We start from the raw sequence: 18,587 nt of genomic DNA on the forward strand, positions 1-18,587 counted from the left end.
GGGTGACTCCGTGAGTTGTCGAGTGGCTCGGGGGGATTCATCGGCTCACGCGCAGCGGCAGTGACTCCGGGCCGCGCATCAGCAGGCTCTGGCGGTACGTCAACTCGCCCGGTTCCACGGCCAGTTCGAGCACGGCGTAGCGGTCCAGGAGGTCGCGGAAGGCCACGCGGGCCTCCTGGCGGGCCAGCGGGGCGCCCAGGCAGTAGTGGATGCCGACGCCGAAGGAGACGTGGCGGTTGGGGGTGCGGGCGACGTCCAGGTCGTCGGGGGTGCCGAAGCGGTCGGCGTCGCGGTTCGCCGAGGTGACGGCAGCCAGGACCAGTTCGCCGGCGGGGATCTCGACGCCGGAGACGGTGACCGGTTCCTTCGCGTACCGGTACGTCGAGAGGTTCACCGGGCCGTCGTACCGGAGGAACTCCTCGACGGCCGTCGGGATCAGCGCCGGGTCCGCGCGCAGGCGCCTGAGCTGGGCCGGGTGCGTGAGCAGGGCGCGCATGCCGTTCGCCACGAGGTTGACCGTCGTCTCGTGGCCCGCGCTGAGCAGGAGGAACACCATCGCGACGAGCTCCTCGCCGGAGAGGCGGTCGTCGTCGATCAGCGCGGAGAGGAGGTCGTCGCCGAGCGTCTGCCGCTTCGCGGAGATCAGGTCGGTGAGGTACGCCGTGATGTTCGCCGCCGCCGCGCTCACCGTCTCCGGCGCGCCGGTCGCGTTGTAGTCCCGGGTCCAGCCGCCGAACGCGTCCCGTTCGCCCTCCGGGAGGCCCAGGAGTTCGCACATCACCGTGATGGAGAGGGGGAACGCGTAGTCGCCGATCAGGTCGATGCCGGGGCGGTCCGCGAGGGCGTCCAGGAGGGCGGCGGAGAGGGCCTCGGTGCGGGGGAGGAGGGCGGTGATACGGCCGGGGGTGAACGCCTTCGACACGAGGGCCCGCAGCCGGGTGTGGGCGGGCGGATCGCTGTTCAGCATGTGCCCGGCGGTCTTCCGGCCCACCGTCCGGGGCGCCCGGCCCGCCACGGTGTTGCGCCGGAACAGCTCCCCGACGGCCTCCGCGTCCTTCCCGAACCGGGGGTCGCTCAGCACCTCCCGCACATCGCCGTACCGGCTCACGACCCACACCCGCAGCCCGTCCGGGGTGACGACGGCACGCACCGGCTCCTCCCGCCGCAGCACCGCGTACGTACCGTGCGGATCGGCCCAGAACCCCGCCCCGAAACTCTCACCTAATGTGACCATGTCGTCACATTACTTACCCCCCACCCCACAGGAAAGACCGACCGGAACCCGTCACTCCGCCACGGCGGGGGCACGGGAACGGGGACGACTCCCTCGGTCCTGAGGCCGTCGTCCCCGTCTCGTGGGCGCGGGGCGTTACGCCGTCGCGGGCAGGACGTGGTCGCCCACCGTGTCCGTGCTCAGGCACAGCGAGCAGACCACCGCGTCGTGGGTCGCGCAGGCGGTGAGGTCGGGGCGCTCGTAGGGCTGGTGGCAGACGTGGCAGTCGTAGGTGGTGGCGCTGGGGTTGCCGTCCGGGTCGAGGAGGGGTTCGGCTATGCCGTCGTCCGTGCGGCGGAGGTAGTACTTGCCCTTCGTGGCGATAGCCATCAGGGGGGTGAGGACGAAGGCCAGGACCGCCGCCGCGACCGGCGAGTACGGCTGGAGCGTGTCGCCGAGGGCGTGGAAGTACAGGGCGATCGACAGGCCCGAGGCCGCCACGAAGGCGACGACGCCCACCGGGTTCACCGCGTACAGCATGCCCCGGCGGAACTCCGGCTGGAGCGGGGAGAGTTTGAGGACGTACTTGTTGACGCCGATGTCCGTCGCGACCGTCACGACCCACGCGATCGCGCAGTTGGAGTAGAAGCCGAGGATGCTGTTGAGGAAGCTGAACATGTCGGCCTCCATCAGGATCAGCGCGAACGAGAGGTTGACCAGGACGAACACCATGCGCCCGGGATACCGCTTGGTCACCCGCGTGAACGAGTTCGTCCAGGCCAGCGAACCGGAGTACGCGTTCGTCACATTGATCTTGATCTGGCTGATCACGACGAGGACGACGGCCAGCGGAACGACCAGCCAGGACGGCATCATCGCGTCGAACGCGCCCCGGAACTGCTGGATCGGCTCGGGCGCCGCGTCCGCCCCGACCTTCGCGATGATGTACACCGCGAGGAACACGCCGATCGCCTGCTTCAGCGCACCGAGGACCACCCACCCGGGACCGGCCATGATCACGGCCGTCCACCAGCTCCGCTTGTTCGCCTCGGTCTTGGGCGGCATGAACCGCAGGTAGTCGATCTGCTCACCGATCTGCGCGATGAGCGAGAGACACACGCCGGCCCCGAGGAGCACGGACGCCGTGTTGATGCCGCCCTCGCCGTCCGTACCCGCGTAGTTCAGGAACTTGTCGACCGTGCCGGGGTCGGTCGCGACCAGGTACACCAGCGGCCCCACCATCAGCAGCAGCCAGATCGGCGTCGTCCACACCTGGAGCTTGCTCAGCGCCTTCATGCCGTAGATCACCAGCGGGATGACCATCAGCGTGGAGACCAGGTAGCCGAGCCACAGGGGGAGTCCGAGGCCCAGCTTCAGCCCCTGGGCCATGATCGACCCTTCGAGCGCGAAGAAGATGAACGTGAAGCTCGCGAAGATGACGCTGGTCAGCACCGAGCCGTAGTACCCGAACCCCGAGCCCCGCGTGATCAGGTCCAGGTCGATGTTGTACCGCGCGCCGTAGTACGCCAGCGGGAACCCCGTCACGAAGATGACCACGGCCGCCACGGCGATCGCCACGAGCGCGTTGCCGGTGCCGTGCGCCAGGCCGATGCCCGCGCCGATCGAGAAGTCCGCCATGTAGGCGATGCCGCCCAGCGCGGTCGTCGCCACGACCATCGGGGTCCAGCGGCGGTAGCTGCGGGGCGCGAAGCGGAGGGTGTAGTCCTCCAGGGTCTCCTTGGTGGCCTGGTCGGTGGTCGGGGCTGGGGCTGTGCGTATGTCTGTCTGCGGCTCGACGCTCACTACATCTCCTTGCGGCGGGGAGGGGACTGTTGTCCCGCGAGACGGCTTGCGGGAGCACGGAGACGGTAGGCAGAGGGTGTTACCCCTAAATACTTCCTGTATGAAGGAGATGTTTCGGTGAACGGGCGAAGCCCCCGGGGATCCCCGAGGGCTTCACCTCCCGGCTCAGGACAGTTCCGCCCGCACCCTCCTCGCCGCCGTCACCAGGTTCTCCAGCGACTCCCGCGTCTCCGGCCAGCCCCTCGTCTTCAGCCCGCAGTCCGGGTTCACCCACAGGCGGTCCGCCGGGATCGCCTCAAGTCCCGCCCGGAGCAACGCCGAAGCCTCCTCCGCGCTCGGCACGCGCGGCGAGTGGATGTCGTACACCCCCGGGCCCGCCTCCCTCGGATAGCCGTGCGCCGCCAGTTCCCGCGCCACCTGCATGTGCGAGCGGGCCGCCTCCAGGCTGATCACGTCCGCGTCCAGCGCGTCGATCGCCTCCACGACGTCCCCGAACTCCGCATAGCACATGTGCGTGTGGATCTGGGTGCGCGCCTGGACGCCGGACGTCGCCAGGCGGAACGCCTCCGTCGCCCACTCCAGGTACGCCGCGTGGTCCGCCCCGCGCAGCGGCAGCGTTTCCCGCAGCGCCGGTTCGTCCACCTGGATCACCGGACTCCCCGCCGCCTCAAGGTCGTTCACCTCGTCGCGCAGGGCGAGCGCCACCTGGCGGGCCGTCTCGCCGAGCGGCTGGTCGTCCCGTACGAACGACCACGCCAGCATCGTCACCGGCCCCGTCAACATGCCCTTGACCGGGCGGGAGGTGAGGGACTGGGCGTACGACGTCCAGCGGACCGTCATCGGGTCGGGGCGGGAGATGTCCCCGGCGAGGATCGGGGGACGGACGTACCGGGTGCCGTAGGACTGGACCCAGCCGTGCTGGGTGGCGAGGTAGCCCGTGAGCTGTTCGGCGAAGTACTGGACCATGTCGTTCCGTTCGGGTTCGCCGTGGACCAGCACGTCGATGCCGGCCTTCTCCTGGAAGGCGATCACCTCCCGGATCTCGGCGCGGATGCGGTCCTCGTAGCCGTCGAGGCCGATCCGCCCCGCCCGCAAGTCCGCGCGGGCGGCCCGGAGTTCACCGGTCTGCGGGAACGAGCCGATCGTGGTCGTCGGCAGCGTGGGCAGCCCGAGATGCGCGCGCTGCGCCAAGGCCCGCTCGGCGTACGGCTGTTCGCGGCGGGTGTCGGCCGCAGTGACCGCCGCCGCACGGGCCCGCACATCCGGGTCGCGCGTGATCGGTGACCCTGCCCGGGACGTCAAATCCGCGTGGTTGGCGGCGAGTTCGGCGGCGATGGCGCCGGTTCCGCTGGTCAGTCCGCGCGCCAGGGTGACGACCTCGGCGGTCTTCTGCCGGGCGAAGGCCAGCCAGCGCAGGATCTGCGGGTCGGTGTCGCGTTCGAGGCCGGTGTCGAGGGGGACGTGCAGGAGGGAGCAGGAGGCGGCGACGTCGACGCGGCCGGCGAGCCCGAGGAGGGTGCCCAGCAGGGTCAGCGACTTCGCGAGGTCGTTCACCCAGACGTTGCGGCCGTCGACCACCCCCGCGACGAGCCGCTTGCCGGGCAGCCCGCCGACGGACGCGAGGTCCTCCAGCGTGCCGGGCCGCGTGAAGTCGAGGGCGAGCCCCTCGACGGGCGCCTTGGCCAGCACCGGCAGGGCCTCGCCGGGCCGGTCGAAGTAGGTCGCGACCAGCAGCTCGGGACGGTCCCCGAGCGTGCCGAGGTCCCGGTACGCGCGCGCGGCGGCGTTCAGCTCGGCCGGGGTGCGGTCCTGGACGAGGGCGGGCTCGTCGAGCTGCACCCACCGGGCACCGGCCGCGCGCAGCTCGGCGAGGATCTCGGCGTACACCGGCAGGAGCCGGTCGAGGAGGGTGAGCGGCTCGAAGGCGGGGTCGACGCCGGGGGCGGGCTTGGCCAGCAGCAGGTAGGTGACCGGGCCGACGAGGACCGGGCGCGCCGTCAGGCCGAGGGCGAGGGCCTCCCTCAACTCGGCGAGCTGCTGGGCGGGTTCGGCGCGGAAGACCGTGTCCGGGCCCAACTCGGGCACCAGGTAGTGGTAGTTGGTGTCGAACCACTTGGTCATCTCCAGTGGCGGCGCGTCCTGCGTGCCGCGCGCCATGGCGAAGTAGCGGTCCAACGGGTCGGCGATTCCCGCGTGGCGTACGGGAATCGCGCCGACCATGACGCTGGTGTCGAGGACGTGGTCGTACAGCGAGAAGTCGCCGGTGGGCACCTCGTCGAGGCCGGCGTCGGAGAGGCGGCGCCAGGTCGCGGCGCGCAGGTCGGCGGCGGTCGAGCGGAGTTCGCCTGCGGTGACGCGGCCCTTCCAGTAGCCCTCGACGGCCTTCTTCAGTTCCCGGTGCTCGCCCTGCCGGGGGTAGCCGTACAGGGTTGCCGCGGCTGCGGACTTCGTGGTCACGGAGATCTCCTTCACGAGACGATTCCCTGAGGTCCCGGCGACGGGACGAGGGCGTGAAGGAGCGGACGGCACGAAGCCGCCTGTGCGCCGACCCACCCGCGAGGTCACCGGAACTCCGTGCGCGAACACATCGCGCACGGGCAGTCGGCAGGTCTTCGGACTCGCGGGCACGCCTCCTCCGAGGACGAGGCACCTACTGGCCGTCGCTTCCCAGGCCCCATGGGCCCAGTGCGTATGACGGCGGTCGTTCCCGCTCACCGCTGCGGGGCAGTCCCGGATTCCCACCGGGTTCCCTCTTGCGACGCGGCCCGTCTGGCTGACGGGGCGAACCGGCTGCGGTGATCAGCGTACGGGGTGAACCGCCGGTACGGGGAGGGCCTTTGGGAAACCGGCCGGTATGTGACGCCGGTCTCTTTATCGAAACGGTTGAGTTTCGCTAGTGAGGTGTGTAGCGTTCCTGAAGTACGAAACCGTTTCGTTCGCGAGACGCCCGATCATCTCATCGGAGCAGGCCCCTGATGTCACAGACCACTCAGACGCCGGACACGACGTCACTCACGAAGACAGCCGAGGAACCCGCGTCCCGTCACCGCTGGTGGGTCCTCGCGATGATCGGCATAGCCCAGCTGATGGTCACCCTGGACGCGACGATCGTGAACATCGCGATGCCGTCCGCCCAGGCCGACCTCGGGTTCTCCGACGGCGACCGGACCTGGATCGTCACCGCCTACTCCCTCGCCTTCGGCAGCCTCCTGCTCCTCGGCGGCCGGATCGCGGACCTCTTCGGCCGCAAGGTCGCCTTCCTGATCGGCGTCGGCGGCTTCGCGGCGGCCTCCGCGCTGGCCGGCGCCGCCACGAACTTCGAGGTCCTCGTCGTCGGCCGCACCCTCCAGGGCCTGTTCGGCGCGCTCCTCGCACCGGCCGCGCTCTCCCTGCTGACCACGACGTTCACCGACGCCAAGGAGCGCGCCCGCGCCTTCGGTATCTACGGCGCCATCGCCGGCTCCGGCGCGGCCGTCGGCCTGCTGCTCGGCGGGGTCCTCACCGAGTACCTCGACTGGCGCTGGACCCTCTACGTCAACCTCGCCCTCGCCGTGATCCCCCTGGTCGGCGGCTGGATCCTGCTCAAGCGCACGGCCCGCGAACCCGGCGCGAAACTCGACATCCCCGGCACGATCCTCGTCACCACGGGTCTCTTCTCCGTCGTCTACGGCTTCTCGATGGCCGAGTCCCACGACTGGTCCTCCCCGCGCTCCTGGGGCTTCTTGACCATCGGCGCCGTCCTGCTCGCCGCGTTCACCTGGTGGCAGACCAGGGCGTCCCACCCGCTGCTCCCGCTGCGCGTCCTGCTCGACCGCGACCGCGGCGCCTCCTTCGCCGTGATGCTGATCTCCAGCGCCGGGATGTTCGGCGTCTTCCTCTTCCTGACCTACTACCTCCAGCTCAGCCTCGGCTTCTCCGCCGTCAAGACCGGGCTCGCGTTCCTGCCGATGGTCGGCGCGCTGATGGTCGCGGCCACCGTCGCGACCAGCTTCCTCGTCCCGCGGATCGGCCCGAAGGTGATCGTCCCGCTCGGCATGGGCCTCGGCGCGCTCGGCCTGGTCTGGATGACGGGCCTGGACCTCGACAGCACGTACGCCACCCACGTCATGCCGCCGCTGGTCCTCACCGGCCTCGGCATCGGCCTGGTCATGGCGCCCGCGATGTCCCTGGCCACCAGCGGCGTCGCCGCGCACGACGCCGGGGTCGCCTCGGCCGCCGTCAACACGATGCAGCAGATCGGCGGCTCCATCGGCACCGCCCTGCTCAACACGCTCGCCGCGAGCGCCGCGACCACCTACCTGGACGGCAGGAACGCGGCCGACAAGCTCGTCCAGGCGCACGCCGCGCTGGAGTCGTACTCCACCGCGTACTGGTGGTCGGCCGGGTTCTTCGCGGTCGGCGCCGTCCTCACCCTGCTGCTCTACCGCAGCGGCGTTCCGAAGGCCGACGAGAACGCGGCTCCCACGGTCCACATGTGAGCGGCATGTGGTGACCGCGCCCTGAGCGGAGGGGCGCGGGTGACAGGCCCGGTGTCTGGGGAGACACCGGGCCCGTTCGCGTGTGCGCGGGTTTCGTCTGCGCAGGTGAGAGGCGGGCAAGAGCCTCCGCCTTTATTTGCGTCTGGACGCAAGAAGGTGCAGACTCACCCTGTCGGACCCGCCACGGGTGCAGTCATGTCGCGGAACGGAGGCGGCCATGGGCGCAGAACCTCCCAGTCCGAGCCGCCCCCAGGGCGCTCGCTGAAACCCCCCTTCTCTTCTTCACTCCCCACACTCCCCGTGCTCCCCGGGTGACCCTGCCCCGCCGTCGGCGCGCCGCCACCGGCCGGGCCGCCTCGCCGTGCGCAGAGTGTGGGCGGAGGCTCCGTGATGCTGATCCGTGCTGTCAAACGACCCCTGCTCTCCCGCTTCTCCTGGGTGGACGCGGCCGTCGCCGCCGCCGTCCTCGTGCTGCTCTACACCGTCCTGCGCGTCGGCCAGGGCACCACCGTCGCCTTCAACACCCACACCGACCTGCACGTCGACACCGCCCCCCTGCGCCTCCCGTACGACGCGGCCCGCTCCCTGCTGCGGATGTTCGCGGCGCTGGCCGCCTCGGTCGCCTTCACGTTCGTCTACGCCTACGCGGCGGCCAAGAGCCGCAGGCTGGAACGTGTCCTGATCCCGGCGCTCGACATTCTCCAGTCGGTCCCCGTCCTCGGCTTCCTGACCGTCGCCGTGACCGGGTTCATCGCCCTGTTCCCCGGCTCGATGCTCGGCCTGGAGTTCGCGTCGATCTTCGCGATCTTCACCTCGCAGGCGTGGAACATGACGTTCGGCTTCTACTCCTCCCTGACCTCCCTCCCGCGTGAACTCGACGAGCTGTCACGGTCGTTCGGGTTCACCCGCTGGATGCGGTTCTGGAAGGTCGAACTCCCCTCCGGGATGATCGGCCTCGTCTGGAACGGCATGATGAGCTTCGGCGGCGGCTGGTTCTTCCTCGTCGCGTCCGAGGCGATCAGCGTCAACAACAAGCAGTACGCGCTGCCCGGCATCGGCTCCTACGCGGGCGCCGCCATCGCCGACGGCGACCTCGGCAAGGTCGGCTGGGCCATCCTCGCCATGGCCGTCATGGTCATCGGCGTCAACTTCCTCTTCTGGCGGCCCCTCACGGCCTGGGCCGAACGCTTCAAGAACGAGCAGTCCGAAGCGGGCGAGGTGCAGAAGTCCGTCGTCCTCGACCTGCTGCGCCGCTCCCACTGGCCCCGGCTCCTCGGCAAGGCGCTGCGCCCCGTAGGGCACGCGCTGAGCAGGGCGGGGCGGGTGTTCGGCCGCGACGACCAGCGGCTGACCGTCGACCGCGCAAGGCAGCGCACCGGCGACGTCGTCTTCACCCTCGTCGCGGGCGGGCTGATCCTCTGGGGGCTCGCCGACCTCGGCCGCTATCTGTACGACCGCACCGGCCTCGGCGTCTTCGGGGAGCCGCTGCTCCTCGGCCTCGCGACGTTCGTCCGCGTGATCGTGCTGGTCGCGCTCGCCACCGTCGTCTGGGTGCCGGTCGGCGTGAAGATCGGGTTCTCGCCCCGGCTGACGCGGATCGCCCAGCCCATAGTGCAGGTGCTGGCCTCCTTCCCGGCCAACTTCCTCTTCCCGCTCGCCGTCTGGTTCTTCCTGAAGACCGGGCTGTCCATCAACATCGGCGGCACGCTGCTCATGGCGCTCGGCGCGCAGTGGTACATCCTCTTCAACACCATCGCCGGAGCCATGGCCATCCCGACGGACCTGCGCGAAGCCATGGACGACCTGGGCGTCGTCGGCTGGCAGCGCTGGAAGCGGCTGATCCTGCCGGGCATCTTCCCCGCGTACGTCACCGGCGGCATCACCGCGTCCGGCGGCGCCTGGAACGCCTCCATCGTCTCCGAGGTCGTCACCTTCGGCGGTACGACCCTGACGGCGACCGGACTCGGCGCGTACATCGCGCGGGCCACCGCCAAGGGCGACAACCCGCACCTGCTGGCCGGGGTCGCGGTGATGAGCCTGTACGTCGTGCTGCTGAACCGGGTGCTGTGGCGGCGGCTGTATCGACTGGCGGAGAAGCGCTACTCGCTGTGACTTTCCGGCGCCGCCCGAACGAGGCCGGGCGCCCTCTGAACTTCCTTGTCCCACATGTGTTTTGGAGTACCACCATGACTCTGGCCAACGACCTCCTCCTCGAAACCGTCGGTCTCACCAAGTCCTACGCCGGCGCCGACGGCGAACTCCCCGTCCTGTCCGGCATCGACCTCCAGGTCCGTTCCGGTGAAGTCGTCGCGCTGCTCGGCAAGTCGGGGTCCGGCAAGTCGACGCTGCTGCGCTGCCTCGCCGGGCTCGTCCCGGCCTCCTCCGGCACCGTCACGTACAAGGGGACGCCGCTGACCGGGGCCAACCCCGGTACCGCGATGGTGTTCCAGACGTTCGCGCTGCTGCCGTGGCTCACGGTCCAGCAGAACGTCGAACTGGGCCTGGAGGCCAAGGGGATCGGCGCGGTCGAGCGCGCCGAGGCCGCCCGGCAGGCCATCGAGCTGATCGGCCTCGACGGCTTCGAGTCCGCGTACCCCAAGGAGCTGTCCGGCGGGATGCGCCAACGCGTGGGATTCGCGCGGGCGTTGGTCGTCGAGCCGGACGTCCTGATGATGGACGAGCCGTTCTCAGCGCTGGACGTCCTCACCGCCGAGAACCTGCGCGGCGAGCTGATGGAGCTGTGGGAGTCGGGGCGGTTCCCGACCCGGGCGATCGTCCTCGTCACCCACAACATCGAGGAGGCCGTGCTGATGGCGGACCGGATCGTCGTCCTCGGCGCCCGGCCGTACGGCACGATCCGCGAGGTCTTCGAGGTCGGCATGGACCGGCCCCGCGACCGGGACTCGGCGGCGTTCGAGGACATCGTCGACCGGGTGTACCGCACGATGACCGGCCGCCAGAAGGAGGGCCGTATCCCCGGCCGCCACGAGACCCCCGAACTCGACAAGCGCACGCCCGCGAACACGCCCCTGCCCCCGGCCAGCGTCGACGGCCTCTCCGGCCTCGCGGAACTCGTCCTCAGCCGGGGCGGCGCCTGCGACCTCGCGGACCTCGCGGACGACCTCGGCCTGGAGATCGACGACCTGCTGCCCCAGGTCGACGCCCTCGACCTGCTCGGCTTCGGCACGGTCACCGGCGACGACCTGCTCCTCACCGAGGCGGGCACGGCCTTCGCGGGCGCGGACGTCCAGGACTCGAAGCGGATCTTCGCCCAGGCCGCCGTACAGGCCCCGCTGGTGCGGCTGATCACGACCAGCCTCGGCCAGAACCCCAAGGGCACCCTGCGCGCGGGCTTCTTCCGGGACCTGCTGGCCCACCACTACACGAGCGAGCAGGTGACCCGGCAACTGGAGACGGCGACGGACTGGGGACGGTACGCGGAGCTGTACGCGTACGACGCCGAGCCGCAGGAGTACCGGGCGGAGGAGGCCGGGGCGCGGTAGGTACGGTGCGGGCATGACGAGAAGCGAGCGGCTCGCGGAGCAGCTGGACTGGTACTGGCGGACGAACCTGCGGCCACGGCTGGAGGGGCTCAGCGACGACGAGTACTTCTGGGAGCCGGTGGGGGACTGCTGGAACGTCCGGCCGAGCTCGGGGAAGTGGACGCCGGACTTCGCGTCCCCCGCCCCGGTACCGGCGCCGGTGACCACGATCGCCTGGCGGCTGGCGCACATCGTCGTCTCGTGCCTGGGGTACCGCACCGGGTGGTACTTCGGCGGGCCGGAGGTCGACTCCGAGACGTTCGCGTACGCGGGGACCGCCGACGAGGCGCTGAAGCAGCTCGACGAGATGTACGGGCGGTGGAACGCGGGGGTTCGCGGGCTCTCGGACGCCGACCTGGACGGTCCGCCGTCGGTGGGGCCCGAGCGGTATCCCCTGGAGAACAGGGTCCTGCACGTCAACCGGGAGTTGATCCACCACGGCGCCGAGATCGCCTTGCTGCGCGACCTCTACCTCCGACAGGGCTGAGCCGTCAGTGCGCGGTGGCGGGGCGTGCGGCGCGGGCCTTCTCCCCGGCCCGCGCGGTCTCCGGCGCCGTACCCGTGACCTCCCCGGCAGCCTCCTCCTGCGCGCCCGCCTCGTCGGCCGCCAGGACCGCGCCCTCCAGCAGGGCCCGTACCCGGGGGCCGGCGGCGCGGTAGAAGATGCGGGTTCCCTCGCGGCGCGAGTCGACCAGGCCGGCGCCGCGCAGGCGGGCCAGGTGCTGGGACGTCGCCGCGACGTGGGCGCCGATGATCTCCGCGAGCCTGCTGACCGGGAGTTCGCGGTCCGTGAGCGCCCACAGCAGGCGGTAGCGGGACGGGTCGGCGACCGCCTTGAGGACGGCGACCGCCTGGTCGGCCTGGTGCTCGTCCCAGGACCCTACTTGCGCTTCCATGCAAGTAGGGTACCCGGACGGGGAGTCAGACGGCTGTGCCGGTCTCCTCGCGGACCGGCGGCGGGCCGTCGGGCGTCGGGGCCGGCGGGCCGAACAGCACGGCCTTGGCGACGGCGGGTGCGAACAGGGCCGTGACCGGCGCGGACAGGGTCAGTACGGCGCGGAAGGCGGTCCCGACGACGGGGTCGCCGGGGGACCGCTCGGTGACCCGGCGCAGATACCACCCCGCGACCCGGTCGGCGGGCTTGGTGGCGACGGCCGTCCCGGTCGCCCCCGGCATCTGCCGGTCCGCCCCGGCGGAGATGTCCCACGCCTGCCGCGACGCGGCGAGCAGCGCTTCCTGCACGCGCCGGGTCGTCGGCGTGCGGCGCCGGCCGGCGAGCGCGTCACGCAGCGCGACCGCGCTCATCGCGGCGATGGCCATGCCCTGGCCGTAGATCGGGTTGAACGTGCACAGCGCGTCCCCGGTCGCGAGGAACCCGGCGGGCGTTCCCGGCAGGTCGTAGCGGCGCCGGATGTTCGACGTCCGCCGGAACCCGAACGGCGCGGTCAGCGGCTCGGCCTCCGCCATCCACCGGTCGAGTAGCGGATGCGCCAGCCGCTTGGTGTACGCCTCGAACGCCGCCTCGTCCGTGGGCGGTTCGTCCCCGCGCAGCCCCGACACGATCACCAGATGCGTGCCGTCCTCCAACGGCAACGCGCCGCCGGCGTGGACCTGTTCGGGGTTGGGATACACGTAGTACCCGAGGGTCCCCCCGTCGTCGAGGACGGCACCCCCCTTGCCCCGGTAGACGCGGGACGCGTACGCGAGCCCGGTGTCGATGGTCTCCTCCGGTACGGCGCCGGCGCCGATCTGCGCGAGCCACTGCCCCGCCTTGGTCCCGCTGCCGGATGCGTCGACGACCAAGTCGGCCTCGATGTCCAGGAGTTCGGCCCCGGCGCCCTGGGCACGGTCCCGCACCTGAACACCCCGCACCCGCGCGGCGTCCCCGAGCAGCCCGACGACGTCGGTCCCCTCCAGCACCTCGATCAGAGGGTCGGCGAGCACCCGCCGCCGCACGATCTCCTCCAACTGCCCCCGGGAACCCGTGTAGATGTGCGTCGTCGCGGGGAACCGGCGGAACCAGCGCCCGTGTTGCCACAACGCCATGTCCGACGGCATCCCCACCCAGGGCGCCCCCGCCGCCCTCAACTCCTCCAGGAATCCCGGCAACAGCGACTCCATCGCCGTCTGCCCGCCCCGCAACAGCACGTGCGGATGCCGCCCCTGCGGCACACCCGGCCGCGCCCCGCCCTCCTCCGGGAACCGGTCCCGCTCGACGACGGTCACCCGCTCGGCATGCCCGGCGAGCACCCGCGCGGCCAGCAGCCCCGCAAGACTCCCGCCCACGACCACCGCGTGCCGCCGCCCCGTCCCTGCCGCAGAGTTCACTGATCAGCTCCCTGGTTGTCACGTCGTGCGAAGAGGCAAGTATCCCGCTTTGCGCCGGGGGGCGTGCCGAAGTCCGGGATGCCGAACAGCGCGCCTTCCCAGGGGCGTTGAACGCGCGTGCGGCCGTCCCGGTCATCCCCACGTCACGGCGTGGTCCAGGGTGTCGTCGGTGAAGCCGATGAAGAAACCCGGCGTGGTGCGGGTGGCACCGTGGGCCTTCTCCGTCTCGTGGCAGTAGGCCGGGTTGATGAGGCGGACGTCCCGCGTGCGCGGCCGGAAGACGTGCCGGGGCGCGCGACGGATGCCCGCCGGGGGTTCCGTGATCGGCGGCCTGGGACTGGCCACCGTGGTCCTCGCCCCCTCCCCGGCGTCCGCCTTCGCGGGCTTCGCCGTCGCCGGCATCGGTCTCGCGTACGCGTCCCCCGTCGTCATGGAACTGAGCGGCGCCGCAGGACGCCGCGCCGACGGAGGCGGCGGCGAACGTGAGGTCGCGGTCGCGGCACTCGTCCTGCTGATCGGCCCGCTGACCCTGGCGGCTGGGGTCGTTCGGTACCGGGAGCCGGCGTCGGCCGGGGAGCCACCGGCGACCCTCGTGCCCTGCCCCGCGGGGCAGGGCACGAAATGAGTTGAACCCGCCGCCACGGCCGAGGGTGTGGAGGGTCCGTCCCGGCAGCCGGGCACCGGGCGGGCCCTGTCGTCCCGACCGGCTCAGGCGGCACGACTCAGCGCACCTTCGGCGCGCGCCCGGACCACGCCGGCCGGGACACCGACCGTGTCCGTGGGCCGGTCCTGCCGGACACCGCGCCTTCGCCGGCGCGGTCGTCACGATGCGGATGCGCCAACCACACCGCGCTCGCCCCGGGGATCGCCGAGCACCGCCGCGCGGCCGAACAGCTCCTGGTCACCGAGACCGGCCGGGCCTGCGCCGTCCTGGGCTTCAGCCCCGCGCCGCGGATGACCGGCCCGCTGGACACTTTGGTCACCGATCACCTGGCTGAGTCTCGCCGGGAAACCCAGTGCTCCGGGGACCGTTCGGCCCAAGCGGCAGACGTGAGAGGCAAGGGATGCTGGACACCTGGCGGGCCTACGGCTCGCGCCGCGCCCCGCTCAGGTGACAGCGCGCGGTTCTCCCGGCACCCGGGCAACGTGCCGGTGCCTCACACGCTGCCACCCGACCACTCGTCCCTGGGACCTCGCGCGACAACGACGCGGTCCTCAACCCGAGGAGCAGCACATGGGAGTCCTGATCTTTCTCCTGGTCGTCGTCGCGGTTCTCGCCGTCCTGGCACTCGCGATGGCCGTGAAAATCGTCAAGCAGTACGAGATGGGCGTGCTGTTCCGCTTCGGTCGCCTGGTGGGAACCCGGGATCCGGGGCTGCGGATCATCATCCCGTTCGTGGACGTACTGCACCGGGTGTCCCTGCGGGTCGTCACCATGCCCATCCAGTCCCAGGGGATCATCACGCGGGACAACGTGAGCGTGGACGTGTCGGCGGTCGCCTACTTCCGGGTGACCGACGCCGTGAAGTCGGTCATCGCAGTCGAGAACGTCCACGCGGCGATCAATCAGATCGCCCAGACCACCCTGCGGAAAGTCGTCGGCCAGCACACCCTCGACGAGACCCTCTCCGAGACCGACCGCATCAACCTGGACATCCGCGAGATCCTCGACGTCACCACAGCGGATTGGGGCGTCCAGGTCACCCTGGTCGAGCTCAAGGACATCCAGCTGCCCGACAGCATGAAGCGCGCCATGGCCCGCCAGGCCGAGGCCGAGCGGGAGAAGCGAGCGAAGATCATCAACGCGGAGGGCGAGTCCCTGGCCGCCGCCGCGCTCGGCGACGCCTCCGACACGATGATGGCCCACCCCTTGGCCCTGCAACTGCGTAACCTGCAGAGCCTGGTCGAGATCGCAGTGGACAAGAACAGCACGGTCGTCTTCCCCGCCCCCCTCATGAGCACCATCGGCGAACTCGGCGCCTTCCTCGCCCGGGAGACGGCAGCTGCCACCTCCCCGGCACCGCCCGTCGAACTCCTCGCCAAGACGCCCTCCGGACCTACGCCGAACGGTGTGCCCGAGACCGTGTGACCGTCGTGCACGGAACACGACTGGCGGGAAAGCCTCGGCTCTCCGTGACGTTCGTGAGCGGCAGAGAGCCGAGGCGCCCCATGTCAAGTCGATATGCCGAAAATCGCCCCATCGGGCGAACTCCCCGTACAGAGAATCGTTTTGTCGCGCAAGAGGCGGCAATGGGCCATACGCTGGCCGCCTGTTACCGCCCCGGCCCCTGGCGGCGAAAGCATCCCTGCTCCCGAGATCTCGGGCAGCCGGGCTCACCGGGGAGAGACGCTGTGCAACAGGGCAACAGGACATGGCCGCATGGGCACATCGACAGCCACCAGGTCAGCGGATTCACCGTCATCGAGTTCCACGGCGAGATCGACATGGCCACCGCCCAGCAGATCCTGCCGGACCTGGACGCCGCGACAGCCGCTCATGGGCGGACCGTGGTGATCGATCTGACTCCGGTCGAGTTCTTCGACTGCTACGGGCTGCGACTGCTGTGCCACGCTGAACGGCGGGTCAGGGAGCGGCACGGAGGGCTGTTGCTCGTCTGCCCGCACCCGATGATCCTGAGGATTCTGCACGCGGCGGAACTCATCGGCCGGTTCCCCCCGTTCGCCGTACGGAAAGAAGCCCTGGAACTCGCCGCCGAGGAGGCTACGGGCTGACCCGTGGAGCGGACGGGACCCGGTCGGTCCGGGAGCGAGATCGTCGCATGCGGCGTCACCAGCCGCCTCCGGGCAGGGCTACGCTGTTCGAACAGGCCCCGGCCCCTGCCAGTGACACTCCGCTCCGGGAAGGCCGCCGTGTTCACCCTGTTCCTCATCGTCATCGTGGTCCTGTTCGGCTTCGGCTTCCTCAGCTCCGTCTGGTGGGTGGCCGCGGCCTCCGTCGTTCTGGTGGCCGCCGTCGTCCAGTACGGGCGCCGTGGTGAAGGCGGCGGCTGGGACCGTGGCGGCGGTCTGGGTCCCGGGGAGCACCAAAAGCGCCGGTACCGCCCTCGGTATCGGGCGCGCTGGAGGCACGCGGCCCGCCGGGACGGCGAGCCGCGCGGGTGACCGACACCGTGCCCGGTGAGGAGCGGCCGGCGTCTGCGTACCGCGGCGATCCGCCGCGCCTCCTGCTCCGGGGACAGCTCCCCCGCTCCGCTGTACGGTGCGGCGCCGGGGCCCGGTACCTCCCCGTGGCCGCCGTTCACTTCACTCAAGGCGACCGGCCCTCGACCCGGGACGAGCGGCCCCTTCGCCAGGCACTGTTCCGCCGCTCCTGAATCTGTTCTAGGCTGCGCGCAGGGAAGACCGGACCGTGACCGTGCCAGGCACCAGCCGCTCTCCCCGTTCAGGCTCCCAGCCCCCGAGTCGGAAAACAGGCCAGGCCGGAGCCGTATCGCCGGACAGCGCGGCTCCAGCCCGAGTCCTCCCGGCAATTTCCAGACGGGGTGTTCCCAGCAACCCCGCCGCCGCGGAGGACAACGCGCGAGGACACGGCGGGGGGGGGGGCTCCCGTTCCTCGCGCTCCGGACGGCCGCCGCCGTCGTGAGGCGGCTGTCCGGCCCACGGCCACCGGCGCAGGAGCGGTGTGGGTCAGGACCCCAGCCCCGTAAGGGGTTCGGAGCCGTCGATGAAGGCCCGGGCCACGTCGGCCAGGCGGCGGTTGTGCGCGCGGGCGTAGCCGCGCAGCGCACTGAACGCCTGCTCCATGTCGACGCCCTGGCGTTCGGCGAACTTCCCCTTGGCCTGCTCGATCAGTACCCGGCTGTTCAGCGCCGCCTGCAACTGTTCGTTCAGCACGGTGCCGCGCTGCGCGGTGCGTTGCTGCAACAGGCTGATGGTGGCGACGTCGGCCAACGCCTGGGCCACGAGGGTGGCGGTCGGGTCGAAGGGGCCGGGCGCGGCCCGGAACAGGTTCAGGGCACCCACGGTCTCCTCCCGCAGGCGCATGGGCAGGGCCTGGACGGCCCCGAATCCGCTGCGGTGGGCCGCCGTGACGAAGCGTGGCCAGCGGTCGACCTCCCGGGTCAGGTCGGGGACGATCACCGGTGCGCCGGTGTGGAAACACGCTAGGCAGGGGCCCTCGTCGTTCTGGAGCTGGAAGAGCTCCAGCAGGCGAACCTGTTCGTCGGAGGCCGCCATGACGCGGAGTTTGCCGTCCCGGTCCGCGAGCAGCACCCCGGCGGCGCTCGCGTCGAGCAGGCCGACGCAGCGGTCGGTCAGCAGCCGCAGGAAGTCCATGAGGTCGAAGTCGGCGACCAGGTTGTCGGCCAGTTCGACGAAGGTCTTGGCCAGGAGTTGTTGATCCATCGTGGACACCCTCAATGAAGACTGGTCCCGGCCCGAACGGGCGGGAAGGACAGCACGTTTCTCGGCCGGCACCGGTACATCAGGTGTCCTGCCCGGTCCGATCCGGCTCCGCGTCCGGTGGGAAACGAAGCCGGCGGGCCACCACGTCCGCGGCCACGTCCGCGAGCCGGCGCCCCTGCGTATAGGCGTACGCGCGGAGCCGGACGAAGGCTTCCTCGATGCCGACGCCGAGCTGGACCGTGAGCATCCCGGTGGCCTGGTCGATCTCCGCCCGGTACGCGCCCAGGTCCTCGGCGGAGCCGCGCGGCCTGCCGGTCTCCTCGATGCGCGCGTCGAGCAGCACCAGCGTCGCGAGATCGGCGAACGCCAGCGCGTCCGCCAGTTCCTCCGCGTCCAACCGGACCGGCGCATGGGCGTACAGGTCCAGCACTCCCGGGCTGATCGCGCCCACCTGTAGAGGGAACGCGAAGACCGCGCGGGCCCCGGCTTCCAGGGCCGCCTCGGCGAACACCATCCAGCTGTCCTGCAGGCCGCGGGCCAGCAGATCAGGTGTCAGAACGGCCGAACCATGCCGGAAGGCGTCCACGCAGGGCCCCTCGCCCAAGGTGAGCTGGAGCTCCTCCAACTGCTCACTGATGCCGTCGGTGCTGCACAGCGGGTGGCTCGGCGCGGCCCTGGACATCGCCGACAGCCCGGCCCCGCCGACCGGCAGCGCGGCCACGGCCGCGGCGCACACGTCCACCAGGGCGACCCGGGCACCGCGTCGGGCCGCCTGCTCGGCCACCAGCCGCTGGATGCGTGCCGACCTGCTCTCAGGACCCACGCGGGCCACCGCCGCCTGGCTTTCGTGACCGTCCC

Annotated in this window: 16 protein-coding genes and 1 riboswitch; of the genes, 8 read left to right on the forward strand and 8 right to left on the reverse strand. The window is 71.1% G+C overall.

From position 1 onward, the window contains the following. Positions 1-37 precede the first annotated feature (37 nt). From PV682_RS04080 to metE, 3 genes are all read right to left on the reverse strand, one after another. On the reverse strand, positions 38-1,234 hold the full coding sequence (locus tag PV682_RS04080) for a cytochrome P450 family protein (RefSeq protein ID WP_319724058.1): 1,197 nt from the start codon (positions 1,232-1,234) through the stop codon (positions 38-40). A 135-nt stretch (positions 1,235-1,369) separates the two neighbouring features. Continuing rightward, on the reverse strand, positions 1,370-3,016 hold the full coding sequence (locus tag PV682_RS04085; protein ID WP_407705589.1) for an allantoin permease: 1,647 nt from the start codon (positions 3,014-3,016) through the stop codon (positions 1,370-1,372). 165 nt (positions 3,017-3,181) lie between these two features. After that, a complete protein-coding gene (gene metE, locus PV682_RS04090; protein ID WP_319724060.1) occupies positions 3,182-5,473 on the reverse strand; it encodes a 5-methyltetrahydropteroyltriglutamate--homocysteine S-methyltransferase in 2,292 nt (763 codons plus the stop codon). Between the two features lie 129 nt (positions 5,474-5,602). Further along, positions 5,603-5,822: riboswitch (cobalamin riboswitch) on the reverse strand. Between the two features lie 169 nt (positions 5,823-5,991). On the opposite strand from metE, the gene PV682_RS04095 reads away from it, so the two are divergent. The 4 genes from PV682_RS04095 (at position 5,992) to PV682_RS04110 (ending at position 11,523) form a co-directional block, all read left to right on the forward strand. Continuing rightward, positions 5,992-7,494, forward strand: coding sequence for an MFS transporter (locus PV682_RS04095; RefSeq protein WP_319724062.1), 1,503 nt, complete (start codon positions 5,992-5,994; stop codon positions 7,492-7,494). A gap of 390 nt (positions 7,495-7,884) precedes the next feature. Continuing rightward, positions 7,885-9,606, forward strand: coding sequence for an ABC transporter permease (locus PV682_RS04100; protein WP_319724064.1), 1,722 nt, complete (start codon positions 7,885-7,887; stop codon positions 9,604-9,606). Between the two features lie 74 nt (positions 9,607-9,680). Beyond that, complete coding sequence (locus PV682_RS04105; RefSeq protein ID WP_319724067.1) at positions 9,681-10,997, forward strand: ABC transporter ATP-binding protein; 1,317 nt, start codon at positions 9,681-9,683, stop codon at positions 10,995-10,997. A 13-nt stretch (positions 10,998-11,010) separates the two neighbouring features. After that, a complete protein-coding gene (locus PV682_RS04110) occupies positions 11,011-11,523 on the forward strand; it encodes a DinB family protein (protein WP_319724069.1) in 513 nt (170 codons plus the stop codon). Positions 11,524-11,527: 4 nt separating this feature from the next. Here the strand turns inward: PV682_RS04110 and PV682_RS04115 are convergent, their stop codons facing one another. The 3 genes from PV682_RS04115 to PV682_RS04125 form a co-directional block, all read right to left on the reverse strand. Beyond that, entirely contained in the window at positions 11,528-11,932 is a 405-nt protein-coding gene (locus PV682_RS04115; RefSeq protein ID WP_319724071.1) for an ArsR/SmtB family transcription factor, read from the reverse strand. A 25-nt stretch (positions 11,933-11,957) separates the two neighbouring features. Beyond that, positions 11,958-13,322, reverse strand: coding sequence for an FAD-dependent oxidoreductase (locus tag PV682_RS04120; RefSeq protein WP_319724205.1), 1,365 nt, complete (start codon positions 13,320-13,322; stop codon positions 11,958-11,960). A gap of 174 nt (positions 13,323-13,496) precedes the next feature. After that, positions 13,497-13,709, reverse strand: a complete 213-nt coding sequence (locus tag PV682_RS04125; protein ID WP_319724073.1) for a hypothetical protein — start codon at positions 13,707-13,709, stop codon at positions 13,497-13,499. A gap of 1 nt (position 13,710) precedes the next feature. On the opposite strand from PV682_RS04125, the gene PV682_RS04130 reads away from it, so the two are divergent. The 4 genes from PV682_RS04130 (at position 13,711) to PV682_RS04145 (ending at position 16,487) form a co-directional block, all read left to right on the forward strand. Next, positions 13,711-13,989 (forward strand): hypothetical protein, encoded by a 279-nt coding sequence (locus tag PV682_RS04130; protein ID WP_319724075.1) that lies wholly within the window; start codon positions 13,711-13,713, stop codon positions 13,987-13,989. Positions 13,990-14,598: 609 nt separating this feature from the next. After that, on the forward strand, positions 14,599-15,453 hold the full coding sequence (locus PV682_RS04135) for a slipin family protein (protein WP_319724077.1): 855 nt from the start codon (positions 14,599-14,601) through the stop codon (positions 15,451-15,453). A gap of 263 nt (positions 15,454-15,716) precedes the next feature. Further along, positions 15,717-16,097, forward strand: a complete 381-nt coding sequence (locus PV682_RS04140) for an STAS domain-containing protein (RefSeq protein ID WP_319724079.1) — start codon at positions 15,717-15,719, stop codon at positions 16,095-16,097. Positions 16,098-16,235: 138 nt separating this feature from the next. Then, the gene (locus tag PV682_RS04145) at positions 16,236-16,487 is read left to right on the forward strand and encodes a hypothetical protein (RefSeq protein ID WP_319724081.1); all 252 of its coding nucleotides are present in this window, start codon (positions 16,236-16,238) and stop codon (positions 16,485-16,487) included. A gap of 525 nt (positions 16,488-17,012) precedes the next feature. On the opposite strand, the gene PV682_RS04150 is transcribed toward PV682_RS04145, so the two are convergent. Further along, a complete protein-coding gene (locus tag PV682_RS04150; RefSeq protein ID WP_319724083.1) occupies positions 17,013-17,729 on the reverse strand; it encodes a GAF and ANTAR domain-containing protein in 717 nt (238 codons plus the stop codon). A gap of 79 nt (positions 17,730-17,808) precedes the next feature. After that, a complete protein-coding gene (locus tag PV682_RS04155; protein WP_319724085.1) occupies positions 17,809-18,552 on the reverse strand; it encodes a GAF and ANTAR domain-containing protein in 744 nt (247 codons plus the stop codon). Positions 18,553-18,587 lie beyond the last annotated feature (35 nt).

The organism is Streptomyces niveiscabiei (assembly GCF_033794345.1).
GTDB lineage: Bacteria > Actinomycetota > Actinomycetes > Streptomycetales > Streptomycetaceae > Streptomyces > Streptomyces niveiscabiei.

Excerpts from the sequence above, each read along its gene's own strand:
- PV682_RS04100 (WP_319724064.1), top strand. The coding sequence starts at position 7,885 with ATGCTGATCCGTGCTGTCAAACGACCCCTGCTCTCCCGCTTCTCCTGG.
- PV682_RS04115 (WP_319724071.1), bottom strand. The coding sequence starts at position 11,932 with ATGGAAGCGCAAGTAGGGTCCTGGGACGAGCACCAGGCCGACCAGGCG.
- PV682_RS04080 (WP_319724058.1), bottom strand. The coding sequence starts at position 1,234 with ATGGTCACATTAGGTGAGAGTTTCGGGGCGGGGTTCTGGGCCGATCCG.
- PV682_RS04110 (WP_319724069.1), top strand. The coding sequence starts at position 11,011 with ATGACGAGAAGCGAGCGGCTCGCGGAGCAGCTGGACTGGTACTGGCGG.
- PV682_RS04095 (WP_319724062.1), top strand. The coding sequence starts at position 5,992 with ATGTCACAGACCACTCAGACGCCGGACACGACGTCACTCACGAAGACA.
- PV682_RS04105 (WP_319724067.1), top strand. The coding sequence starts at position 9,681 with ATGACTCTGGCCAACGACCTCCTCCTCGAAACCGTCGGTCTCACCAAG.
- PV682_RS04150 (WP_319724083.1), bottom strand. The coding sequence starts at position 17,729 with ATGGATCAACAACTCCTGGCCAAGACCTTCGTCGAACTGGCCGACAAC.
- PV682_RS04135 (WP_319724077.1), top strand. The coding sequence starts at position 14,599 with ATGGGAGTCCTGATCTTTCTCCTGGTCGTCGTCGCGGTTCTCGCCGTC.